Source organism: Enterobacter sp. KB-221C9 (genome assembly GCF_041320715.1).
In the GTDB taxonomy this organism is placed as follows: domain Bacteria; phylum Pseudomonadota; class Gammaproteobacteria; order Enterobacterales; family Enterobacteriaceae; genus Enterobacter; species Enterobacter asburiae_D.
In genome coordinates, this window is the sequence record NZ_JBGIWG010000006.1 from 124922 (window position 1) to 148568 (window position 23647).

General features: G+C 57.9%; 22 protein-coding genes. 14 read left to right on the plus strand and 8 right to left on the minus strand.

Annotation, left to right across the window (positions count from 1 at the left end; all coding sequences use genetic code 11):
- Positions 1-113: 113 nt before the first annotated feature.
- Positions 114-1166 carry a patatin family protein gene (locus AB8846_RS10820; RefSeq protein ID WP_331413464.1) on the plus strand — a complete coding sequence of 351 codons (1053 nt, stop codon included), beginning with the start codon at positions 114-116 and terminating at the stop codon, positions 1164-1166.
- Positions 1163-1945 (plus strand): TatD family hydrolase, encoded by a 783-nt coding sequence (locus tag AB8846_RS10825; protein WP_370732693.1) that lies wholly within the window; start codon positions 1163-1165, stop codon positions 1943-1945. Before AB8846_RS10820 ends, AB8846_RS10825 begins: the two co-directional genes overlap by 4 nt.
- On the opposite strand, the gene AB8846_RS10830 is transcribed toward AB8846_RS10825, so the two are convergent.
- Together AB8846_RS10830 and AB8846_RS10835 are read right to left on the minus strand one after the other, a co-directional pair.
- Positions 1940-2800 carry a YjjW family glycine radical enzyme activase gene (locus AB8846_RS10830; protein ID WP_370732694.1) on the minus strand — a complete coding sequence of 287 codons (861 nt, stop codon included), beginning with the start codon at positions 2798-2800 and terminating at the stop codon, positions 1940-1942. The genes AB8846_RS10825 and AB8846_RS10830 overlap by 6 nt on opposite strands.
- Positions 2775-4322, minus strand: coding sequence for a YjjI family glycine radical enzyme (locus tag AB8846_RS10835; RefSeq protein WP_370732695.1), 1548 nt, complete (start codon positions 4320-4322; stop codon positions 2775-2777). The genes AB8846_RS10830 and AB8846_RS10835 overlap by 26 nt, the downstream gene beginning before the upstream one ends.
- A 262-nt stretch (positions 4323-4584) precedes the next feature.
- Here AB8846_RS10835 and deoC point away from each other — a divergent pair, with 262 nt between their 5' ends.
- The 4 genes from deoC to deoD all read left to right on the plus strand — a co-directional run bounded on the left by deoC (position 4585) and on the right by deoD (position 8890).
- Complete coding sequence (gene deoC, locus AB8846_RS10840; protein ID WP_023310320.1) at positions 4585-5364, plus strand: deoxyribose-phosphate aldolase; 780 nt, start codon at positions 4585-4587, stop codon at positions 5362-5364.
- 100 nt (positions 5365-5464) lie between these two features.
- Positions 5465-6787: a thymidine phosphorylase gene (deoA, locus tag AB8846_RS10845; RefSeq protein ID WP_063143383.1), complete on the plus strand. Its 1323-nt coding sequence runs from the start codon at positions 5465-5467 to the stop codon at positions 6785-6787.
- A 52-nt stretch (positions 6788-6839) separates the two neighbouring features.
- Positions 6840-8063 (plus strand): phosphopentomutase, encoded by a 1224-nt coding sequence (gene deoB / locus AB8846_RS10850; RefSeq protein WP_023334433.1) that lies wholly within the window; start codon positions 6840-6842, stop codon positions 8061-8063.
- A 104-nt stretch (positions 8064-8167) separates the two neighbouring features.
- Positions 8168-8890: a purine-nucleoside phosphorylase gene (gene deoD, locus AB8846_RS10855; RefSeq protein ID WP_010427122.1), complete on the plus strand. Its 723-nt coding sequence runs from the start codon at positions 8168-8170 to the stop codon at positions 8888-8890.
- A gap of 85 nt (positions 8891-8975) precedes the next feature.
- Here the strand turns inward: deoD and lplA are convergent, their stop codons facing one another.
- Both lplA and AB8846_RS10865 read right to left on the minus strand, forming a co-directional pair.
- A complete protein-coding gene (lplA, locus tag AB8846_RS10860; RefSeq protein WP_370732696.1) occupies positions 8976-9992 on the minus strand; it encodes a lipoate--protein ligase LplA in 1017 nt (338 codons plus the stop codon).
- Positions 9993-10031: 39 nt separating this feature from the next.
- The gene (locus tag AB8846_RS10865) at positions 10032-10676 is read right to left on the minus strand and encodes a YtjB family periplasmic protein (protein WP_032643995.1); all 645 of its coding nucleotides are present in this window, start codon (positions 10674-10676) and stop codon (positions 10032-10034) included.
- A 117-nt stretch (positions 10677-10793) separates the two neighbouring features.
- Here AB8846_RS10865 and serB point away from each other — a divergent pair, with 117 nt between their 5' ends.
- The 3 genes from serB to nadR all read left to right on the plus strand — a co-directional run bounded on the left by serB (position 10794) and on the right by nadR (position 14492).
- A complete protein-coding gene (gene serB / locus AB8846_RS10870) occupies positions 10794-11762 on the plus strand; it encodes a phosphoserine phosphatase (RefSeq protein ID WP_023310325.1) in 969 nt (322 codons plus the stop codon).
- A gap of 74 nt (positions 11763-11836) precedes the next feature.
- On the plus strand, positions 11837-13222 hold the full coding sequence (gene radA / locus AB8846_RS10875; protein WP_014068810.1) for a DNA repair protein RadA: 1386 nt from the start codon (positions 11837-11839) through the stop codon (positions 13220-13222).
- Between the two features lie 37 nt (positions 13223-13259).
- Positions 13260-14492: a multifunctional transcriptional regulator/nicotinamide-nucleotide adenylyltransferase/ribosylnicotinamide kinase NadR gene (nadR, locus tag AB8846_RS10880; protein ID WP_063153260.1), complete on the plus strand. Its 1233-nt coding sequence runs from the start codon at positions 13260-13262 to the stop codon at positions 14490-14492.
- Positions 14493-14534: 42 nt separating this feature from the next.
- Here the strand turns inward: nadR and AB8846_RS10885 are convergent, their stop codons facing one another.
- Positions 14535-15536: a zinc-binding alcohol dehydrogenase family protein gene (locus AB8846_RS10885; RefSeq protein ID WP_370732697.1), complete on the minus strand. Its 1002-nt coding sequence runs from the start codon at positions 15534-15536 to the stop codon at positions 14535-14537.
- Between the two features lie 108 nt (positions 15537-15644).
- Between AB8846_RS10885 and AB8846_RS10890 the strand changes: the two genes are divergently transcribed.
- Entirely contained in the window at positions 15645-16544 is a 900-nt protein-coding gene (locus AB8846_RS10890; RefSeq protein ID WP_370732698.1) for a LysR family transcriptional regulator, read from the plus strand.
- Positions 16545-16637: 93 nt separating this feature from the next.
- Here AB8846_RS10890 and ettA read toward each other — a convergent pair whose 3' ends face one another.
- Positions 16638-18305, minus strand: coding sequence for an energy-dependent translational throttle protein EttA (ettA, locus tag AB8846_RS10895; protein ID WP_063143296.1), 1668 nt, complete (start codon positions 18303-18305; stop codon positions 16638-16640).
- A 227-nt stretch (positions 18306-18532) separates the two neighbouring features.
- Here ettA and sltY point away from each other — a divergent pair, with 227 nt between their 5' ends.
- Together sltY and trpR are read left to right on the plus strand one after the other, a co-directional pair.
- Complete coding sequence (gene sltY, locus AB8846_RS10900; protein ID WP_370732699.1) at positions 18533-20470, plus strand: murein transglycosylase; 1938 nt, start codon at positions 18533-18535, stop codon at positions 20468-20470.
- Between the two features lie 55 nt (positions 20471-20525).
- Positions 20526-20855, plus strand: coding sequence for a trp operon repressor (trpR, locus tag AB8846_RS10905; protein ID WP_010427104.1), 330 nt, complete (start codon positions 20526-20528; stop codon positions 20853-20855).
- 27 nt (positions 20856-20882) lie between these two features.
- On the opposite strand, the gene yjjX is transcribed toward trpR, so the two are convergent.
- A complete protein-coding gene (gene yjjX / locus AB8846_RS10910) occupies positions 20883-21398 on the minus strand; it encodes an inosine/xanthosine triphosphatase (protein WP_023334447.1) in 516 nt (171 codons plus the stop codon).
- A gap of 50 nt (positions 21399-21448) precedes the next feature.
- Here yjjX and gpmB point away from each other — a divergent pair, with 50 nt between their 5' ends.
- The gene (gpmB, locus tag AB8846_RS10915) at positions 21449-22096 is read left to right on the plus strand and encodes a 2,3-diphosphoglycerate-dependent phosphoglycerate mutase GpmB (RefSeq protein WP_248227263.1); all 648 of its coding nucleotides are present in this window, start codon (positions 21449-21451) and stop codon (positions 22094-22096) included.
- Here gpmB and robA read toward each other — a convergent pair.
- Positions 22093-22962 carry an MDR efflux pump AcrAB transcriptional activator RobA gene (gene robA, locus AB8846_RS10920; protein WP_063143299.1) on the minus strand — a complete coding sequence of 290 codons (870 nt, stop codon included), beginning with the start codon at positions 22960-22962 and terminating at the stop codon, positions 22093-22095. The two genes, gpmB and robA, sit on opposite strands and share 4 nt — an antisense overlap.
- A gap of 211 nt (positions 22963-23173) precedes the next feature.
- On the opposite strand from robA, the gene creA reads away from it, so the two are divergent.
- Positions 23174-23644 carry a protein CreA gene (creA, locus tag AB8846_RS10925; RefSeq protein WP_032642647.1) on the plus strand — a complete coding sequence of 157 codons (471 nt, stop codon included), beginning with the start codon at positions 23174-23176 and terminating at the stop codon, positions 23642-23644.
- Positions 23645-23647: the final 3 nt, after the last annotated feature.

Below are 23647 nucleotides of genomic sequence, written 5' to 3' on the forward strand. Positions count from 1 at the left end.
AATATTCCTTCAACAAAAAAAAGCCAGTCGCTGTGACTGGCTTTTTCTTATTTGCGTAACAGGTCGGGTGCGTTACTGTGGTGTTATAAAATAATCAAAACAGGAAAGCAGAGGTGGGGCAACGAATTCCCGTTACGCTCGGCAATATTGCGCCGCTGACGTTAAAACCGTTTCTCGCAGGTCAACTCGCGCTGGTCTGCGAAGGTGGAGGACAGCGCGGCATTTTCACCGCCGGCGTGCTGGATGAATTTATGCGCGCGCAGTTCAACCCTTTTGACCTTTACTTCGGCACCTCTGCCGGGGCGCAGAACCTCTCTGCCTATGTCTGTAACCAGCCCGGCTACGCGCGAAAGGTCATTATGCGCTACACCACGGCGAAAGAATTTTTTAACCCGGTGCGCTTTGTGCGCGGCGGCAACCTGATCGATCTCGACTGGCTGCTGGAAGCGACCTCCAGCCAGATGCCGCTGGCCATGGATACTGCCTCCCGTCTGTTTGATAGCGGCAAAGAGTTCTGGATGTGCGCCAGCCGGGGCGATGACTATTCGCCGGGCTATTTTTCTCCTCAGAAGGAGAACTGGCTGGACATCATCCGCGCCTCCAGCGCGATCCCCGGCTTTTATCGTACCGGCGCCCTGCTGGACGGCATTAGCTATCTGGACGGGGGGATCAGTGACGCGGTGCCGGTGCAGGAAGCCGCCCGGCGCGGGGCGAAAACCATTGTGGTGATCCGTACCGTACCGTCGCAAATGTATTACACGCCGCAGTGGTTTAAACGGATGGAGCGCTGGTTGGGCGACAGCAGCCTGCAGCCGCTGGTGAACATCGCGAAGCAGCATGAAACCACCTACGGCGCGATGCAGCGCTTCATTGAAAAACCGCCGGGTAAGCTGCGTATTTTTGAAATCTATCCGCCTAAGCCGCTGCTGAGCATGGCCCTGGGCAGCCGGGTTCCTGCGCTGCGCATGGATTACAAAACGGGGCGGCTGTGCGGGCGCTATTTCCTGGCGACGGTGGGGAAAATGCTGGCGGAGCAACCGCCGCTTCATCGCCATAAACGCATTATTATGCCCCCTGCGATTGTCGCCAACGACGCCCTGACGATGCCGCTGGTGGATATTCCGCAGGCGAATGACGCTTTACTGGATAACGAGGATCTGGCGTGACGCACCGCTTTGTCGATACCCACTGCCACTTTGATTTCCCGCCGTTTACGGGGGATGAAGCGCAAAGCATTGCGAGAGCTGCCGAGGCAGGCGTTCAGGCCATCATTGTGCCGTCGGTTGAAACGGCCTATTTTTCCCGTGTGCTGGATCTTTCCATGCGGCACCCCGCGCTCTATGCCGCGCTCGGCCTGCATCCGATTGTGATTGAGCGGCATCTTGATGAGCACATTGAGAGGCTTGATGAGGTAGTGCAGACCGCAGGAGACAAACTTGTCGCCATCGGTGAGATCGGCCTCGATCTTTATCGCGAGGATCCGCAGTTTGAGCGCCAGCAGACGATCCTCGACGCGCAGCTCAGGCTGGCAAAGCGCCACGATCTGCCGGTGATCCTCCATTCAAGACGCACGCACGATAAGCTGGCGATGCACCTGAAGCGCATCGATCTGCCGCGCAGGGGTGTAGTGCACGGTTTCTCCGGCAGCCTGCAGCAGGCGCAGCGGTTTATCGAGCTGGGCTATAAAATCGGCGTCGGTGGCACCATCACCTACCCGCGAGCCAGCAAAACCCGGGACGTGATGGCACGGCTGCCGCTGTCGGCGCTTCTGCTGGAAACCGACGCGCCGGATATGCCGCTGAATGGTTTTCAGGGCCAGCCGAATCGCCCGGAACAGGCGGCGCGCGTGTTTACCACCCTGTGTGATCTGCGAAAGGAGCCTGAAGAGGTGATTGCCGACGCGCTGCTTGAGAATACCCGTTCGGTATTTGGCATCACGCTATAGGTAAAGCGCCGGACGGATCACCGTTATCTTCTGTTTTTCCAGCGCCAGCGCCAGCGGTTCAACGTCCTCGGGCGTGGCGCTGCGCCATGAGGCCGCCTCACCGTAAACGCCATGGGCATGAAATGCGTTGATGCGCACCGGCACGTTCCCAAGCCCGTGGATAAAGCTCGTTAGCGGTTTGAGATGTTCCAGATAATCACACTGCTCCGGAATAACCAGCAGGCGGAGTTCCGTCAAACGGTGACGATCGGCCAGCCAGCGGATGCTCTGTTTAATCAGCGGGTTTTCGCGCCCGGTCAGGAAGCGGTGATGCTCGTTCCCCCACGCCTTCAGATCCAGCATCGCACCATCCAGTACCGGCAGCAGCTTTTGCCAGCCGGTTTCGCTTAACAGACCGTTGCTGTCGACCAGACAGGTCAGGTGACGCAGGGCAGGATCGGCTTTGATCGCTGAGAATAGCGTCACTAAAAACGGCAGTTGCGTTGTGGCTTCGCCGCCGCTCGCGGTGATGCCTTCAATAAACGGTGCGGATTTGCGGACCTGCACGAGGATCTCCTCCACGCTCAGGCGGTACGCCATAGGCGTTGCCTGCTGCTGGCACAGGTGCAGACAGGTGTCGCACTGCTGGCAGTCGCTCTCCTGCCACCAGACGCGTCCGGCCTGAATGGTCAGCGCGTCGTGCGGGCAGTGGGGAACACAGTCCCCGCAGTCGTTGCAGCGGCCGATCGTCCACGGGTTGTGGCAGGTTTTACAGCGCAGGTTGCAGCCCTGCAGGAACACGGCCAGGCGGCTGCCCGGCCCGTCCACGCAGGAAAAGGGAATGACCTGACTAACTAAAGCGCATCTGCTGTTCATGGCTAATCACGCGCGGCTGACGTTCCAGAATACGGGTATTGCGTGCGGCCTCTTCACCCAGCCACGTGGTATTGGTGCGCGATCCGGCTTCCCGGTATTTTTCCAGATCTGACAAGCGAACCATATAACCGGTCACGCGGACCAGATCGTTACCCGCTACGTTAGCGGTAAACTCACGCATACCCGCCCTGAACGCGCCCAGGCACAGCTGAACCACCGCCTGCGGGTTGCGTTTAACCGTCTCCTCCAGCGTCAGGATATCGCTGATTCCGGAGTGATAATGTTTGTGGTGCGGTGCAACGGCCAGCAGATGGCTGATGGGATCCGGCTCGTCGCCGTAGGGCAGGCGCGCGCCCGGCGTGGTGCCCGAATCAGAGCTGATCCCCGACTGCGCGTGCAGCATCGCGCGCTGCTTCCAGCCGTGCTTCACCGGCGTGTTTTCCACAAACGCCGCAAGCTGTTCGCTGATGCGATAGCCCAGCGCGGTGGCCTGTTCGTCCTTTCCGTAGCGTCCCGCTATTCCTGCTTTCTCACAGAGCGCGTTTACCGCTTCCGCCAGGCCGTACATGCCAAACATTGGCACAAACCGCTCGGCATCTATCAGCCCCTCTTTTACCAGGAAGCTATTCTCAAAGAAGCCAGATTGCCCGTAAAGGAAACCGCAGCGTGCATCGATGATGGCAATTTGCTGCTGGCAGTAGTGCGGAAGCGTGCGGGTGAAGAAGTCTTCAATGGATGTGCTGCGTTCAACAATGGCTTTGAGGTTAAGGCGCACCAGGGTGCTGCCACCGCCTGCAAGCGGCAGGGAGTTGTAACAACTCACCACGCCATAACGGCCTTTTGTGAAAATTTTATCATTCATCGGGCCATTAGAAATATGCGGTTTGCTGCATTCACATATGTTTTTTGCCACCTCAAGCAGCAAATCGTCCGGGGTGATCTCGGGATCGTAGATAAAGGTCAGGTTCGGCGCGACCTGCTTCAGCTCTGCATCGGCACGCAGAATGGCGCGGGTAATGGGGCCGTCAGCAGGCCCGATGTTGGCGTGCATAAACGCATCCGGCAGCGTACGGTCGAGATAGCGCCAGAAACGTTTTATTCGGCTATCGATCTCTTCTTGTGTTAGAATTCTAACATATGGAGTTAATATCGCATCAAGCTGACCGAGATAGACCGGCATCGATGTGACGGACGGAACATGATGGTAGAGGATGGTTAACAGCGAGAGGGCGTCGTCGAGATCTTTCGCCCCTTCCAGCTCCAGCCATTCTGAACCGTTAGCTAAGAATTTTGCGTAATCCGGCAGAACGTAACGGGGTTTGTAAGGCGCGTGGCCTTCGAACATGTCGCAGATAACCCCCTCGTCCAGCGCGGCTCGCGCGGCCTCAGGAAGTGCCGGATAAGACAGGTTGTTTTCCGCTTCCAGCGCCAGAAAATGACGTTTTTGTTCCGGGGTTAACACCGGGCTTGTCACAATGTGCTGGCAACGTTGTTGCAGGGCGTCGGGGCTGGAGTGGGGCATATTCGCTTCCTTGAGTGTTCTGCGGATGATGAACGGATTGTAGGAAGCCAGCCTGTCGGGGCTTTTGATCCGACAGGGGGTATCGCTGCTTTAGTCGACAATTTACGCGCTAAAGTTTGAAGAAGATCTCATTACAGTAATGCAAATTTGTACGCAGTTTTCATTAACTGTGATGAATGTCGAAGTGTGGATGCGGGTGAATGTTAGAATACTCACAGACCCGCAAGGTAAAATTTATACGGCACTGCCGTTGGAGAATGTTATGACCGATTTAACTGCAAGCAGCCTGCGCGCGTTGAAACTGATGGACCTGACCACCCTGAACGATGACGACACCAATGAAAAAGTCATCGCCCTGTGCCATCAGGCGAAAACGCCGGTGGGTAACACCGCAGCCATCTGTATCTACCCGCGCTTTATCCCGATTGCCCGTAAGACGCTGAAAGAGCAGGGTACGCCGGACGTGCGCATTGCAACCGTAACTAACTTCCCGCATGGCAACGATGATATCGAGATTGCGCTGGCAGAAACCCGCGCGGCGATTGCTTACGGCGCAGACGAAGTGGACGTGGTGTTCCCGTACCGCGCGCTGATCGCCGGCAACGAGCAGGTTGGTTTTGACCTGGTGAAAGCCTGTAAAGACGCGTGCGCGGCGGCAAACGTGCTGCTGAAAGTGATCATCGAAACCGGCGAGCTGAAAGAAGAGGCGCTGATTCGTAAAGCGTCTGAAATCTCCATCAAAGCCGGTGCGGATTTCATTAAAACCTCTACCGGTAAAGTGCCGGTGAATGCTACCCCAGAAAGCGCGCGCATCATGATGGAAGTGATCCGCGACATGGGCGTATCCAAAACCGTTGGTTTCAAACCTGCGGGCGGGGTGCGTACCGCTGAAGACGCGCAGCAGTTCCTGGCGATTGCCGACGAGCTGTTTGGCGCCGACTGGGCTGATTCCCGTCACTACCGCTTCGGCGCGTCCAGCCTGCTGGCAAGCCTGCTGAAGGCGCTGGGTCACGGCGACGGTAAGAGCGCAAGCAGCTACTAAGTTTGAATTGCCGGGTGGCGCTACGCTTACCCGGCCTACCGGATCGTGGTCGGGTAAACCGTACCCGCCGCCATTCACCCGATTCCTCATGGGGGTTACCGTGTTTCTCGCACAAGAAATTATTCGTAAAAAACGTGATGGTCATGCATTAAGCGATGAAGAGATCCGCTTCTTCATCAACGGCATTCGTGATAACACCGTCTCAGAAGGGCAGATTGCGGCTCTGGCGATGACCATTTTCTTCCACGATATGTCGATGCCTGAGCGCGTGTCGCTGACCATGGCGATGCGAGATTCAGGAACCGTTCTGGACTGGAAAAGCCTCAACCTCAACGGCCCGATTGTGGACAAACACTCCACCGGCGGCGTGGGCGACGTGACGTCTCTGATGCTCGGCCCAATGGTGGCAGCCTGTGGCGGTTACATCCCGATGATCTCCGGGCGCGGCCTGGGCCACACCGGCGGTACGCTCGACAAACTGGAAGCCATTCCGGGCTTCGATATCTTCCCGGATGACAACCGCTTCCGCGACATTATTAAAGACGTTGGTGTGGCGATTATCGGCCAGACCAGCTCTCTTGCTCCGGCAGACAAGCGTTTCTATGCGACCCGCGATATCACCGCGACCGTTGACTCCATCCCGCTGATCACCGCCTCTATCCTGGCGAAGAAGCTGGCAGAAGGGCTGGACGCGCTGGTGATGGACGTGAAGGTGGGCAGCGGCGCGTTTATGCCGACCTATGAACTTTCTGCGGCGCTTGCCGAAGCGATCGTTGGCGTCTCCAACGGCGCGGGCGTGCGCACCACCGCGCTGCTCACCGACATGAACCAGGTGCTGGCCTCCAGCGCCGGTAACGCGGTCGAAGTGCGTGAGGCGGTACAGTTCCTCACCGGCGAATACCGTAACCCGCGTCTGTTCGACGTCACCATGGCGCTGTGCGTTGAGATGTTAATCTCCGGCAAGCTGGCCAAAGACGATGCAGAAGCGCGCGCGAAACTGCAGGCGGTGCTGGACAACGGCAAAGCGGCGGAGATCTTCGGCCGCATGGTTGCGGCGCAGAAAGGCCCGACCGATTTCGTCGAAAACTACGCGAAATACCTGCCAACCGCGACGCTCAGCAAAGCGGTGTATGCCGATAGCGAAGGGTTTGTCTCTGCGATGGACACCCGTGCGCTCGGCATGGCGGTGGTCTCGATGGGCGGCGGCCGCCGTCAGGCATCGGACACCATTGATTACAGCGTCGGCTTTACCGATATGGCCCGTCTGGGCGACAGCGTTGACGGTCAACGTCCGCTGGCGGTGATCCATGCAAAAGACGAAGCCAGCTGGCAGGAAGCGGCTAAAGCGGTGAAGGCGGCCATTGCGCTTGACGATAAAGCGCCGGAAACCACACCGACCGTCTATCGCCGTATCACCGAATAGCGGTATACTGATCTGATCAATCATTTTTAAGCACTACGTACGGAGAACAATTATGAAACGTGCATTTATTATGGTGCTGGACTCATTCGGCATCGGCGCAACCGAAGATGCAGAACGTTTTGGTGACGTGGGTTCCGATACCATGGGTCACATCGCGGAAGCCTGTGCTAAAGGCGAAGCGGACAACGGTCGTAAAGGCCCTCTGACTCTACCCAACCTGACCCGCCTTGGTCTGGTGAAAGCGCATGAAGGCTCTACCGGTAAAATCGCAGCCGGTATGGACGGCAACGCGGAAGTGGTGGGTGCCTACGGCTGGGCGCACGAGCTCTCTTCCGGTAAAGACACCCCGTCTGGCCACTGGGAAATCGCCGGTGTGCCGGTACTGTTCGACTGGGGTTATTTCTCCGATCACGAGAACAGCTTCCCGCAGGAGCTGCTCGATAAGCTGGTGAAGCGCGCCAACCTGCCGGGCTACCTCGGCAACTGCCACTCTTCCGGTACCGTGATTCTGGATGAGCTCGGCGAAGAGCACATGAAAACCGGCAAGCCGATTTTCTACACCTCTGCTGACTCCGTGTTCCAGATTGCCTGCCACGAAGAGACTTACGGCCTGGATAAACTCTACGAACTGTGCGAAATCGCCCGTGAAGAGCTGACCGAAGGCGGCTACAACATTGGCCGCGTGATCGCGCGTCCGTTTATCGGCGACAAAGCGGGTAACTTCCAGCGTACCGGTAACCGTCACGACCTGGCCGTTGAGCCACCGGCGCCAACCGTGCTGCAGAAGCTGGTTGAAGAGAAAGACGGCCACGTGGTTTCCGTAGGTAAAATCGCGGATATCTACGCCAACTGCGGCATCACCAAAAAAGTGAAAGCCACCGGTCTGGATGCGCTGTTCGATGCCACCATCAAAGAGATGAAAGAAGCGGGCGACAAGACCATTGTCTTCACCAACTTCGTGGACTTCGACTCCTCCTGGGGCCACCGTCGCGACGTCGCAGGCTATGCGGCCGGTCTGGAACTGTTCGACCGCCGTCTGCCGGAGCTGATGGAGCTGGTGGGTGAAGATGACATTCTGATCCTGACCGCGGACCACGGCTGTGACCCAACCTGGACCGGTACCGACCACACCCGTGAGCACATTCCGGTGCTGGTGTACGGCCCGAAAGTGAAGCCGGGCTCGCTCGGTCACCGTGAAACCTTCGCGGACATCGGCCAGACTATCGCGAAATACTTTGGTACGTCTGACATGGAATATGGCAAGGCCATGTTCTGATGTCATTGCCGGGTGGCGGCTGCGCCTTACCCGGCCTACAAAACCGTAGGCCCGGCAAGCGAAGCGCCACCGGGCAAAAAAATTCAAATGAAAAGGAACTGAAGATGGCAACTCCTCACATTAATGCAGAAATGGGTGATTTCGCTGACGTCGTATTGATGCCGGGCGACCCGCTGCGCGCGAAGCACATTGCTGAAACCTTCCTCGAAGATGTGCGTGAAGTGAACAACGTTCGCGGCATGCTGGGCTTCACCGGTACCTACAAAGGCCGCAAAATCTCCGTGATGGGCCACGGCATGGGTATCCCATCCTGCTCCATCTACACCAAAGAGCTGATCACCGACTTCGGCGTGAAGAAAATCATCCGCGTGGGTTCCTGCGGCGCGGTGCGCATGGACGTTAAGCTGCGCGACATCGTTATCGGTATGGGTGCCTGCACCGATTCCAAAGTTAACCGCATGCGTTTTAAAGACCATGACTTCGCGGCGATTGCTGACTTCGGCATGGTGCGTGACGCGGTTGACGCGGCAAAAGCGCTGGGCGTTGAAGCGCGCGTGGGTAACATCTTCTCTGCTGACCTGTTCTATGCACCGGACGGCGGCGAGATGTTCGACGTGATGGAGAAATACGGCATTCTGGGCGTGGAAATGGAAGCGGCAGGTATCTACGGCGTCGCGGCTGAGTTTGGTGCGAAAGCGCTGACCATCTGCACCGTGTCCGACCATATCCGTACCCACGAGCAGACCACCGCTGCCGAGCGTCAGACCACCTTCAACGACATGATCAAAATCGCGCTGGAATCCGTTCTGCTGGGCGATAAAGAGTAAGAGCTGTTGTGCCGGGTGGCGGCTTCGCCTGACCCGGCCTGCGGTTTTGTAGGCCCGCTAAGCGCAGCGCCAGCGGGCTTTTTTACTAGCGCACGGCCTGCGCAATCCATGCCGACAGCTCCCGCAGCTCTTTTTCCTGCTCCGGAAAATCCCCAATCAACGCGTCGCATTCCTGCTGCAGCATATCTGCCCGGTACAAACAGCCCTGCAAACGTGCCGCGAGTGCTTCTAGCGGCGCCGGGTTCAGGCTATCGGTAAACACCTGCGTGCGGGTGATATGGCCTTTCTCCACGTCAAAATGCAGCTCCACGCCGCCCCAGGTAAAACGCTCGTCCAGCAGGTGAGAAAACGCAGGAGCCTGACCGAAGTTCCACTCCCAGCTGCTCTGACGGGCGAAGGTTTCGGCGAAGTTGGGCAGGTCCGGGGTTTTGTCAGGAGAGATCACCTCTGCTTCCACGCGCTCGCCGTAATGTTCAAAGAATGCCTCACGGATCGCATCGCAAATCTGCTCGTGAGTAATGCCCGGCAGCAGCTCCACCAGATTTGCCACGCGTCCGCGCACGGAGGTAATTCCTTTTGCCTGGAGCTTTTTCTTATCAGGATTCAGGTAGTTAGCCAGACGGCTCAGATCGGCGTTCAGCAACAGGGTGCCGTGGTGGAAGCCGCGATCCATCGTTTCGCGGTAGGCGGAGCCGGAGACCTTCCGGTCGCCCTCGGGGGTTTTCACCACCAGATCGTTACGCCCGGAGGCTTCAGCCGTCACGCCGAGTGAATTCAGCGCATTGAGGACAATTGAAGTAGAGATGGTTTTGTCGTATTCCGGTTTGCCCGCCATAAAGGTAAAGCAGGTGTTGCCCAGATCGTGAAACACCGCGCCGCCGCCGCTGCTGCGGCGTGCGAGACGGACGTTATCCTCTTCCATGCGTCGCGTATTGCACTCTTTCCACGGGTTTTGCGCGCGGCCAATGACCACCGTATCGGCGTTACGCCAGAGAAACAGTACGCGCTGGGTAGCGGGCATCTGGCGGAAGATGCACTCTTCTACCGCGAGATTAAACCAGGGATCGTAAGAGTCAGAGATAAGCAGGCGTAACGTCGTCATGGCAAAGTTCCTTTTCCGAATCGTTCGCCTACTTTATCACTATTCTTTCTTCTCGCTCTCTTCGTCTTCGGGGACCGACCGGCTGGCGGTCAGCAGGAACGGGGATTGCTGCCAGCGCGAGCGCTTGCCGCGAAGCAGGGTGCGTGCCAGCACAACGCCGATGGCGAGTGAAAGCAGCAGCATCAGGCGCAGAATATTGGTGGTATTATCGACCTGTTTGGCTTCAGTGGGCAGGGTGTGGGTATCGAGGGTCAGGCGCAGATAGCCCAGCGGGCCATTCTTCCCCTGAATAGGTTCGACGATCTGCTGGTTAAAATAGCCCCCGGCTTTTTTACCGTCCAGCGCCAGCCTGTCGCGCACGTCGACGTGCTCGCCCGCGCGGGCAATCAGGTTGCCTTGCTCATCATAGACGCCGGCATCAAGAATGCGGCTGTTCTCCGTGAGCAGGCGTAAAACCTGGCCTATCCGCTTATCGTCCGGCGTTTCAGTACGCATGGACGGCGCGACGTTGAGCGTCACCTGGCGTGCCAGCGTGCGGGCCAGTTCTTCAAACTGCGGGTTGCGTTGCCGTTGATGGTTCTGGCTAAACCACGATGCCCCTTGCATCAGCACAACTAATAGTGCGAGACAGGAAAGGACAATCACGGCGCGATGAAGCCGGAATTTCAGTTTTGCGCGAGCCATATTCCACCTGCTGAAAATTTACGGCTTAATGTTGCCAGAAGTGATGGTTACAGGGTAGCCTCATGCGTTATTTTCCCTCTGCAACCTTCCGGCGCGAACGAAATTACAGGAGCTTTAATGCCGAACATTACCTGGTGTGACCTGCCAACGGATGTCTCTTTATGGCCAGGATTGCCGCTCTCTTTAAGTGGCGATGAGGTGATGCCTCTGGATTACCACGCCGGTCGTAGCGGCTGGCTCCTCTACGGACGCGGTCTGGATAAGCAACGACTGACCCAGTATCAAAGCAAGCTGGGTGCGGCGATGGTCATCGTCGCCGCCTGGTGCGTGGAAGACTACCAGGTTATTCGCCTGGCGGGTTCCCTGACGCAGCGCGCAACGCGTCTGGCGCATGACGCCGGGCTGGACGTCGCGCCGCTGGGTAAAATTCCACACCTGAAAACCCCGGGCCTGCTGGTCATGGACATGGACTCTACCGCCATTCAGATCGAGTGTATTGACGAGATTGCGAAGCTGGCGGGCAGCGGCGAGCTGGTAGCGGAAGTCACCGAGCGTGCGATGCGCGGCGAGCTGGATTTCACCGCCAGCCTGCGACAGCGCGTGGCGACCCTGAAAGGGGCCGATGCCAATATTCTCCGCCAGGTGCGCGACGTGCTGCCGCTGATGCCAGGGCTGACGCAGCTGGTGCTGAAGCTTCAGTCCCTCGGCTGGAAAGTGGCGATCGCTTCCGGTGGCTTCACCTTCTTCGCGGATTACCTGCGGGAGAAACTGCACCTGACCACCGTGGTAGCCAATGAGCTGGAGATCATGGACGGCAAGCTGACCGGCCAGGTGATCGGCGATATCGTGGATGCCCAGTACAAGGCCAACACGCTGACCCGTCTGGCGGAAAAATATGAAATTCCGGTCGTCCAGACCGTCGCCATCGGGGACGGCGCGAACGACCTGCCGATGATCAAAGCGGCCGGGCTGGGCATTGCCTACCACGCCAAGCCAAAAGTGAATGAAAAGACGGAAGTGACTATCCGTCACGCTGACCTGATGGGGGTGTTCTGCATTCTCTCCGGCAGCATTAATCAGAAATAACGGTCTGCTTTGTAGGCCGGGTAAGCGTAAGCGCCGCCCGGCACGCAGGCCGCACAGAAATAACGAGGTAAACCGTGGCGAAAGCTCCAAAACGCGCATTTGTCTGTAATGAATGTGGTGCGGATTATCCGCGCTGGCAGGGGCAATGCAGCGCCTGCCATGCCTGGAACACCATCACCGAAGTGCGTGGTGTGGCGGCTTCGCCGAGCGTAGCCCGCAACGAGCGCCTGAGCGGCTATGCCGGTAACGCGGGCGTGGCGAAGGTGCAAAAACTCTCGGACATCAGCCTCGAAGAGCTGCCGCGCTTCTCCACCGGGTTCAAAGAGTTTGACCGCGTGCTCGGCGGCGGCGTGGTGCCGGGCAGCGCCATTCTGATCGGCGGTAACCCGGGCGCGGGTAAATCGACCCTGCTGCTGCAAACGCTCTGCAAGCTCGCCGAACAGATGAAAACCCTGTACGTCACGGGCGAAGAATCACTGCAGCAGGTGGCGATGCGCGCGCACCGTCTGGGCCTGCCGACCGGCAACCTGAACATGCTCTCCGAAACCAGCATCGAGCAGATCTGCATGATCGCCGAAGAAGAGCAGCCGAAGCTGATGGTGATCGACTCCATCCAGGTGATGCACATGGCGGACATTCAGTCCTCGCCGGGCAGCGTCGCGCAGGTGCGTGAAACCGCGGCTTATCTGACGCGCTTTGCCAAAACGCGCGGCGTGGCGATTGTGATGGTCGGCCACGTTACCAAAGACGGCTCGCTGGCGGGGCCGAAGGTGCTTGAACACTGTATCGATTGCTCCGTGATGCTCGACGGCGACGCGGATTCCCGTTTCCGTACCCTGCGTAGCCATAAGAACCGCTTTGGCGCGGTGAACGAACTGGGCGTATTTGCCATGACCGAACAGGGGCTGCGCGAAGTCAGCAACCCGTCGGCCATCTTCCTGAGCCGTGGCGATGAGATCACCTCCGGCAGTTCGGTGATGGTGCTGTGGGAAGGGACGCGCCCGCTGCTTGTCGAAATCCAGGCGCTGGTGGACGTGTCGATGATGGGCAACCCGCGGCGCGTGGCGGTTGGTCTGGAACAGAACCGTCTGGCGATCCTGCTGGCGGTGCTGCACCGTCACGGCGGGCTGCAGATGGCGGATCAGGACGTCTTCGTGAACGTGGTCGGCGGCGTCAAAGTCACTGAAACCAGCGCAGACCTGGCGCTGCTGCTGGCAATGGTCTCCAGCCTGCGCGACAGACCGCTGCCGCAGGATCTGGTCGTCTTTGGCGAAGTGGGCCTCGCCGGGGAAATCCGTCCGGTGCCCAGCGGTCAGGAGCGTATCTCCGAGGCAGCAAAACACGGCTTCCGCCGGGCGATCGTACCCGCCGCCAACGTACCGAAAAAAATCCCGGAAGGGATGCAGGTATTTGGCGTGAAGAAACTCGCAGATGCGTTAAATGTCTTTGACGACTTATAATTACGTAAATTTGATTTTGCAGGAGGCACCGTAATTTATGTCATCATTTGACTACATCAAGACCGCAATCCGCCAGAAGGGCTGCACGCTGCAGCAGGTGGCGGACGCCAGCGGCATGACCAAAGGCTACCTGAGCCAGCTGCTGAACGCCAAAATCAAAAGCCCCAGCGCGCAGAAGCTGGAAGCGTTGCACCGCTTTCTGGGGCTGGAATTCCCGCGTATGCAAAAGAACATCGGCGTGGTGTTCGGCAAGTTTTACCCGCTGCATACCGGGCATATCTATCTGATCCAGCGCGCCTGTAGCCAGGTTGACGAGCTGCACATCATCATGGGCTATGACGAAACTCGCGACCGTCAGCTGTTTGAAGACAGCGCCATGTCGCAGCAGCCGACCGTGCCGGACCGCCTGCGCTGGCTGCTCCAGACCTTTAAGTATCAGAAAAACATTCGTATTCATGCTTTTAACGAAGAGGGCATGGAGCCGTATCCGCACGGCTGGGACGTGTGGAGCAACGGCATCAAAGCGTTTATGGAAGAGAAGGGTATTGCGCCGAACTGGATCTACACCTCTGAAGAGTCCGACGCGCCGCAGTTCCGCGAGCATCTGAGTATCGAGACGGTGCTGATCGATCCGAAACGCACCTTTATGAACATCAGCGGGGCGCAGATCCGCGAAAACCCGTTCCGCTACTGGGATTACATTCCGACCGAAGTGAAGCCGTTCTTCGTGCGCACCGTTGCGATCCTGGGCGGCGAGTCGAGCGGTAAATCAACGCTGGTCAACAAGCTGGCGAACATCTTCAACACCACCAGCGCGTGGGAGTATGGCCGCGATTATGTCTTCTCGCACCTCGGCGGCGACGAGATGGCGCTGCAGTATTCCGACTATGACAAAATTGCGCTCGGACACGCCCAGTACATTGATTTTGCGGTGAAATACGCCAACAAAGTGGCGTTTATTGATACCGATTTCGTCACCACGCAGGCGTTCTGTAAAAAATACGAGGGGCGCGAGCACCCGTTCGTGCAGGCGCTGATTGACGAATATCGCTTTGACCTGGTGATCCTGCTGGAGAACAACACTCCGTGGGTCGCTGACGGCATGCGCAGCCTCGGCAGCTCCGTGGACAGGCGAGAGTTTCAGACCATGCTGGTGGAGATGCTCAACGAAAACAACGTTGAGTTTGTGCATGTGGAAGAGTCGGACTACGACTCCCGCTTCCTGCGCTGCGTCGAGCTGGTGAAGGAGATGATGGGGGAGCAGGGTTAAGCGTTAACCTCCCTCTCCCTGTGGGAGAGGGCATCAACCCACTCAGAACTCAACCACCACTTTCCCCCGCATATGCCCGTCCAGCACCTTACGGTGCGCCTCGGTAATGCTTTCCACGCTCAGCCCGCGCAGCGTTTCACTCAGCGAACTTTCCACCACGCCGTTATCCACCAGCTTCGCCACCTCATTGAGGATCTCCCCCTGACGCGCCATATCCGCCGTCTGATACATGCTGCGGGTATACATAAATTCCCAGTGCAGGGCGGCGGATTTGGACTTCAGCTTGTCCTGGTTCAGCGGACGTTCATTCTCGACGATAGAGCAGATATGCCCCTGCGGCGCAATCAGTTCGCTGACCGCATCCCAGTGCCCGTCGGTGTCGTTGAGGATGAAAATGTAATCCACAAAGGTAAGCCCGTGTTTCGCCAGCTCGCCTTTCAGGTCGCGGTAGTTGACGACAACGTCAGCCCCGCGATCGCGGCACCACCGGGCGGAATCTTCTCGGGAAGCGGTTGCGACGATCTTCACCTTGCTGTTGTGCTTCGCAAACGGGATCGCCAGCGATCCCACGCCGCCGGCGCCGCCGATGATCAGTAGCGTTTTGTCCTCCCCGGCGTCCTGAATGTTCAGCCGTTCAAACAGGCCTTCCCACGCGGTGAGCGCGGTTAAGGGCAGTGCAGCGGCAGCTGCCCAGCCGAGGCTGGCAGGCTTGCGCCCGACAATCCGCGCATCGATCAGCTGATGCGTGGTGTTGCTGCCCGGGCGAGTGATGTCGCCCGCGTACCACACTTCATCTCCCGGTTTGAATCCGGTGACGCCAGCCCCAACGGCTTTGACGATCCCGCTGGCGTCCCACCCGAGAATGCGCGGCGCGTTAAGCCCGTTCCTGGCAATGCCCGCGTGGACTTTGGTATCGACCGGGTTAACGGAGACGGCCTTCACCTCTACCAGCAGATCGTGCTCGCCGGGCTGCGGCATCGGCGGGGTGATTTCAATGAAGGTGGACGGATTTTCTTGGTTAACGGCGATGGCTTTAACAGACATGGTGTGCTCCTCAATGGAATGCGTTTTGTTGAGGCTAGTCTATTAAGTGGCCAGCTGCATGATAAGATGGACAATCAAGAACTCAGCGTTCGTACAGGATGAACAATCATGTTTAAACAGCTGCAGGATATGGCGCTGTTCGCGCTGGTGGCGGAGATGGGCAGCTTTACCGCGGCGGCGCAGAAGGCGGAACTGCCGAAATCCAGCGTTAGCCAGCGGATTAGCCAGCTGGAGCAGCAGGTGGGTATCCGCCTGCTCAACCGCACCACGCGCAGGATCAGCCTGACATTTGCGGGCGAGCACTATCTGGTGCACTGTCGTGAGATGCTGGCGGCCAGCGAGCGGGCGGAGTATGCCATTCAGCGGCTGCGCGAAAACCCGAGCGGGCGTCTGCGGATCACCTGTCCGGCGGGGATAGGGGCGACGCTGCTGGCGCATATGAACGCCGAGTTCCAGCTTCGCTATCCTGACGTTTCGCTGGATGTGTCGATCTCTGATGACGTGGTGGATCTGGTCGAGGCCGGTTTTGACGTGGCGCTGCGCACCGGCAAGCCGCAGGACTCCTCCCTGATTGGTCGGATGATCGGGCACTGCCCGCGCTACATGCTGGCCTCCCCGGACTATCTGGCGCGTCGGGAGCCGTTAATTCATCCCCGTCAGCTGGTGGAACACCGCTGCATTACGCACCGGGCGTGGTCGGAGTGGCTTCTGCGAAGCGAAAGCGAGGATTACCGCTACCTGCCGGATAACGCGCACATGACCGATAATCTGGTCTACGCCCGTGAGTGTGCGATTGCCGGTGCGGGGATCACGCTATTACCCGCGTTTCTGCTGGAAGATAAGATCGAAAAGGGGGCGCTGGTGAAGGTGCTGCCGGAGTGGAACGTTGAAGGCAACGATCTCTGGCTGGCCTACCCGAGCCGCAAGCTGAATTCGCCTGCGCTAATGAGCTATATCGAGTTTGCGATGCAGTTCGATGAGGTGAAGCGGTATTACGTGGGCAAATAAAAAAGCCGGGTGGCGGCTTCGCCTTACCCGGCCTACAAACAGCGCAGAACCGTAGGCCGGGTAAGCGTGAGCGCCACCCGGCTTTTTGGGCACTTACTTAGCAATACGCTTGTACTTAATACGCTTCGGCTCCAGCGCGTCGGCGCCCAGCGTGCGTTTCTTGTACTCTTCGTATTCGGTGAAGTTACCTTCGAAGAACTCCACTTTACCTTCGTCCTGATAGTCCAGGATGTGGGTCGCGATACGGTCCAGGAACCAGCGGTCGTGCGAGATCACCATCGCACAGCCCGGGAACTCAAGCAGGGCGTTTTCCAGCGCGCGCAGGGTTTCAATGTCCAGGTCGTTTGTTGGTTCATCAAGCAGCAGAACGTTACCGCCCACCTGCAGCAGCTTCGCCAGGTGCAGACGACCGCGCTCACCGCCGGACAGCTCGCCCACGCGTTTGCCCTGGTCGGTGCCTTTGAAGTTGAAGCGGCCAACATAGGCGCGGCTTGGCATCTCGGTGTTGCCGATACGCATGATATCAAGACCGCCGGAGACTTCTTCCCACACGGTTTTGCTGTTATCCATCGCGTCACGGAACTGGTCAACGGAGGCCAGCTTCACGGTTTCACCCAGGGTGATAGAGCCGCTGTCAGGCTGTTCCTGACCGGACATCATGCGGAACAGGGTTGATTTACCCGCGCCGTTCGGACCGATGATCCCGACGATAGCGCCTTTCGGTACGGAGAAGGTCAGGTCGTCGATCAGCAGACGGTCGCCGTAGGACTTACGCAGGTTGGTAACTTCAACCACTTTATCCCCCAGACGTGCTCCTGGCGGAATAAACAGTTCGTTGGTTTCGTTACGTTTCTGGTATTCGGTGTTGTTCAGCTCTTCGAAGCGTGCCAGACGGGCTTTGCCCTTAGACTGACGGCCTTTCGCACCCTGACGAACCCACTCCAGCTCTTTCTCGATAGACTTGCGACGGGCCGCTTCCTGAGAAGCTTCCTGCGCCAGACGCTGATCTTTCTGCTCCAGCCAGGAGGAGTAGTTGCCTTCCCACGGAATACCTTCGCCGCGGTCCAGCTCCAGGATCCAGCCAGCGACGTTGTCGAGGAAGTAACGGTCGTGGGTGATCGCCACAACGGTGCCTTCGAAGTCGTGCAGGAAGCGCTCCAGCCATGCCACGGATTCCGCATCCAGGTGGTTGGTTGGTTCGTCGAGCAGCAGCATGTCTGGTTTTTCCAGCAGCAGGCGGCACAGCGCCACGCGGCGGCGTTCACCCCCGGAGAGCTTCTCAACTTTTGCATCCCAGTCCGGCAGACGCAGGGCATCAGCCGCGCGCTCCAGCTGCACGTTCAGGTTGTGACCGTCGTGCGCCTGGATGATCTCTTCATACTTGCCCTGCTGCGCGGCCAGCTTGTCGAAGTCCGCATCCGGCTCGGCGTATTTGGCATACACTTCATCCAGACCTTTCAGCGCGTTAACCACTTCGGAAACCGCTTCTTCAACGGATTCGCGAACGGTGTGTTCCGGGTTCAGCTGAGGTTCCTGCGGCAGGTAACCAATCTTGATGCCAGGCTGCGGACGGGCTTCACCTTCGATGTCTGTATCAATCCCGGCCATGATGCGCAGCAGGGTGGACTTACCGGCACCGTTGAGACCCAGAACACCGATTTTTGCGCCCGGGAAGAAGCTCAGCGAGATATTTTTAAGAATATGACGTTTCGGCGGGACAACTTTGCCGACACGATGCATGGTATAAACGAATTGAGCCACGTTGGACTTCGCCTCTTTTATCGTAATGAGAAGGAATTTCAGCCTCGAAGTGTAGCCTTTTTCACGTCCTAATCCCAGCCAGGAACGTCGGGAGTGTTAAAACGCGCAAGAAAGGTAAAAAAGTGTCCATGACGTGGCGCGTTGAAGGATGCCTGGTTAGCATAAGTTAATTAGACTTTGACGTGGCAAGACGCTGCAATTGACGAAAAAACAATGAGGAAGAGCTTGTGGAAAAAGCCAAACGGGTGGTCTGGCGTCTGCTGGCTGCCAGCGTATGCGTAATGGCGGTAAGCCAGGCGGTGCATGCCGATTCACTGGATGAACAACGTAACCGCTACGCCCAGATTAAACAGGCGTGGGACAACAAGCAGATGGATACCGTGCAGGCGCTGATGCCGACGCTAAAGGATTATCCGCTGTATCCGTATCTGGAGTATCGCCAGATCACGGACGATCTGATGAACCAGCCTACCGTCACCGTGAATAACTTCATTCAGGCGAACCCGACCCTGCCGCCAGCCCGAAATCTCCAGTCTCGCTTTGTGAATGAGCTGGCGCGTCGCGAAGACTGGCGCGGACTGCTGGCGTTTAGCCCTGAAAAGCCGAACGCCACCGAAGCCCAGTGTAACTATTACTTCGCGAAATGGGCGACCGGCCAGCAGGAAGAGGCCTGGGCCGGGGCGAAAGAGCTCTGGCTGACCGGGAAAAACCAGCCGAACGCCTGTGACTCCCTGTTCGGCGCATGGCGCGCTTCCGGCAAGCAGGATCCGCTGTCCTACCTTGAGCGCATCCGTCTGGCGATGAAAGCCGGTAACACGCGTCTGGTGACCACGCTGGCGGGGCAGATGCCGTCCGATTACCAGACGATCTCCACCGCGGTTATCTCGCTGGCTAACGATCCAAACAGCGTGCTGACCTTTGCCCGCAGTACGGGCGCGACCGATTTTACCCGCCAGATGGCGGCGGTGGCCTTTGCCAGCGTGGCGCGTGACGATGTGGAAAACGCGCGGCTGATGATCCCGCAGCTGGTGCAGGCGCAGCAGCTCAATGAGGAGCAAACCCAGGAGCTTCGCGACATCGTGGCGTGGCGACTGATGGGCACCGATGTGACCGATGAACAGGCGCGCTGGCGTGACGATGCCATTATGCGCTCGAACTCCACGTCGCTGGTGGAACGCCGCGTGCGCATGGCGCTGGGCACGGGCGATCGCCGTGGGCTGAACACCTGGCTCGCGCGGTTGCCGATGGAGGCCAAAGAGAAAGACGAATGGCGCTACTGGCAGGCCGATCTGCTGATGGAGCGCGGTCGTGATGATGAGGCCAAAGAGATCCTCCATACGCTGATGCAGCAGCGCGGGTTTTACCCGATGGCCGCCGCGCAGCGTCTGGGCGAGGAGTACACCTTCCGCATTGATAAAGCGCCCGCTAACGCGAACCCGGCGCTGACGCAGGGGCCGGAAATGGCGCGCGTTCGCGAGCTGATGTACTGGAATATGGATAACACCGCGCGCAGCGAGTGGGCGAATCTGGTGACCAGCCGCACCACCGACGAGAAAGCCCAGCTTGCCCGCTATGCCTTTGATAATCACTGGTGGGATCTCAGCGTGCAGGCGACGATCGCCGGCAAGCTCTGGGATCATCTCGAAGAGCGTTTCCCGCTGGCCTATAAAGATCTTTTCGATCGCTACACCAGCGGCAAAGATATCCCGCAAAGCTACGCGATGGCGATTGCCCGCCAGGAGAGTGCCTGGAACCCGAAAGTCCGTTCCCCGGTGGGTGCCAGCGGCCTGATGCAAATCATGCCGGGCACGGCGACGCACACGGTGAAGATGTTTAATATTCCGGGGTACAGCAGCCCGTCACAGCTGTTAGATCCGGATACCAACATCAACATCGGTACCAGCTATCTCCAGTACGTGTATCAGCAGTTCGGCAATAACCGCATCTTCTCTTCGGCGGCGTATAACGCGGGCCCTGGACGCGTGCGTACCTGGCTCGGCAACAGCGCTGGGCGCATCGACGCCGTGGCGTTTGTCGAGAGCATCCCGTTCTCGGAAACGCGCGGCTACGTGAAGAACGTGCTGGCCTATGACGCCTACTATCGCTACTTCATGGGTCAGAAAGATACCCTGATGAGCGATGCCGAGTGGCAGAGACGTTACTGATCGGCGCGGGTTGTGTTATGCTGTACTCGCTAATGAGTACAAGAGGCAGCATAACATGACCCAGCATTCCCCGTATTCCTCGGCAATGGCCGAACAACGTCATCAGGAGTGGCTTCGTTTTGTGGAGCTGCTTCGCCAGTCTTACGAGCAGGATTTGCACTTGCCCCTCATGCAGCTGATGCTCACGCCGGACGAGCGCGAGGCGCTGGGCACGCGCGTGCGGATCATTGAGGAGTTGCTGCGCGGCGAGATGAGCCAGCGCGAGCTGAAAAATGAGCTTGGCGCGGGTATCGCAACGATCACCCGCGGCTCGAACAGCCTGAAGTCGGCACCGGTTGAGCTGCGCCAGTGGCTGGAAGCGGTATTGCTGAAAAACGCCGGATGACGGCTACGCCTTATCCGGCCTACAAACTTACCGATAAATCGCGTTATGGAACGGGCTTAACGCCAGAATCACCGCCTGGTGGTAAACGCCTGAACGCGTCAGCGCGCCTGCGGTAAAGACGCCAATTGCCCCTTCTTTACGACCAATCTCATCGATGCCGGTGTACTGCGACATCACCGGCCCGAGCGCTTCACCCGCACGGACTTTTTCCAGAATGATCTCCGGCAGCGGCAGGGTGGCCGAACGCGCTTCACCGCGCTGCTCGCGGCTTTCAATGACCACCCAGCTAAAGGTTGCGCCTTCGTCGATACCTGCTTCAATCGCTACCCAAAAGTCAGCATTCGGTGCCGCGGCCTTAGCGTTTGCCACGCGATTTCGTGCGCCAGCGCGCGTTTCCTCGCTGCCAAACGGCTGTTCAGGTACGCCGCTCTCGACGCCGATGGCCTCAATATGGCAGGATCCTGCGCCGAAGATCTCGTCAAATGCCCTTAGAATTGCCTGAATTTTGGCAGGATTAGTGGTAGCAGAGACAACATGGTGCATAATTAAGCTCGATTCAAAAAAAACTCATCGCAGTATAACGGAAAAAAAGCATGTTACAGGTATACCTTGTTCGCCACGGTGAAACGCAGTGGAACGCCGAGCGACGTATTCAAGGCCAGTCAGACAGTCCTCTCACTGAGAAGGGCGTGCAGCAAGCGTGGCAGGTGGCGGAACGCGCCAGAACGCTGGGCATTACCCACGTGATTACCAGCGATTTAGGTCGCACACAGCAGACGGCGCGCATCATCGCAGATGCCTGCGGCTGTGACGTCACGCTGGAGCCGCGCCTGCGCGAGCTGGATATGGGCGTGCTGGAAAAACGCCATATCGATACGCTGACGGAAACGGAGGAAGGCTGGCGCCGCACGCTGGTGAACGGCACCGAAGATGGCCGTATTCCTGAAGGGGAATCCATGCAGGAGCTGAGCGTGCGCATGCATGCCGCACTGGCGGAATGCCTGAAGCTTCCGGCTGGAAGCCGTCCGCTGCTGGTGAGTCACGGGATTGCGTTGGGTTGCCTGGTGAGCACCATTCTGGGGTTACCTGCTTACGCTGAGCGCCGTTTGCGTCTGCGCAACTGCTCCATTTCCCGAATTGATTATCAGGAAAGCGCGTGGCTGGCGTCGGGCTGGGTAGTGGAGATGGCAGGGGACATTTCGCATCTTGATGCCCCTGCGCTTGACGAACTGCAGCGTTAACGACGTATTGGAATCAAGAATTCCATACGCAGATTGATGGGGCCTTCTTCCGGTTTGGCATCCTGCGCCGGGTAGTAGCGCTCAATGTCCTGACCTTTACGGCGATTCAGATTCAGCATCGGCATGCAGGTTCCGTAAACGGTCAGGATAAACTCCTGAACCCCCGTTCCCAGCCCTTCATAGGCGAACATCACGTATTCGCCGCCTTCCAGCACGACAGGCTTCGAACCCTGAATATACCCATTGGCCATCTCAGGCGTCAGCGCGGTGGTGTAGAACACTTCCTGCTCGTCGTCTTTTTCCTGGCTTGGGTGCGTTTCGTTGAGGCCATACAGGATTGGCGGGATCGCCGGTGCGTGGCTCAGGAAGTCGCGCCAGAACTGGACGCGCATCTGATGACGGAACTCAGAAATCTGCTCCAGTGAACAGGAGTAGCTCTGCGTCGTGCCGATGAGATGGGTTTCCGGCAGTGTAATAAAGTCGTATTTCGGCATCGCGAATTCGCCCAGACGCAGCGGCGGACGCATGCCAAACGAGCTCCAGTCAGGCGAGCGACGATATAGCGCTGGCGTCAACGAGAACTGTTTTTTAAAGGCGCGGGTGAAGGTCTGCTGCGAATCGAAACGATATTGCAGGGCAATATCCAGAATCGGCCGCGCGGTCAGCCGCAATGCCACCGCAGATTTTGATAAACGACGTGCGCGAATATAGGCCCCGATAGCATGACCGGTGACATCCTTGAACATCCTTTGCAGATGCCACTTGGAATAGCCTGCTTTAGCCGCCACATTATCCAGTGACAAAGGCTGGTCGAGATGACCTTCCAGCCAGGTGAGCAGGTCGCGAATAATTCCAGCCTGATCCATATACTATCCTCATCCTTAAAACAGCAGGTGCCTGATAACAGGTTAGCGGATAATAGCATTTTTTGATGTTTTAGCATTCAGTGTTTTTTTTGCGCATTCATGCTTTTTAGAGCACATTACAGGCAGATATATTCTAATCCTGTGATCTTGCTACATTTTTGTCTAAAGTGTTGAATAATCGCTCAGTGTAATTTTAAAGAATGGTAACAATATGAAATACAAGACTTTGATCTTCACCGCGTTGATGCTGATGGTCGGGCGCGCGGCGCAGGCAGAACAGATTGGCTCCGTCGATACCGTGTTCAAAATGTTTGGCCCAGACCACAAAATCGTGGTGGAGGCGTTTGACGATCCGGACGTGAAAAACGTCACCTGCTACGTCAGTCGCGCGAAAACGGGCGGTATCAAAGGCGGCCTGGGACTGGCGGAAGATACCTCCGATGCGGCGATTTCCTGTCAGCAGGTGGGGCCGGTTGAGTTGAGCGATAAAATTAAAAACGGTAAAGCGCAGGGCGACGTGGTATTCCAGAAACGGACCTCGCTGGTGTTTAAAAAGCTGCAGGTGGTGCGTTTCTATGATGCCAAACGCAACACCCTGGCTTACCTTGCCTATTCTGACAAAGTGGTGGAAGGCTCGCCGAAAAACGCGATCAGCGCGGTGCCGATTATGCCGTGGCATTAATTC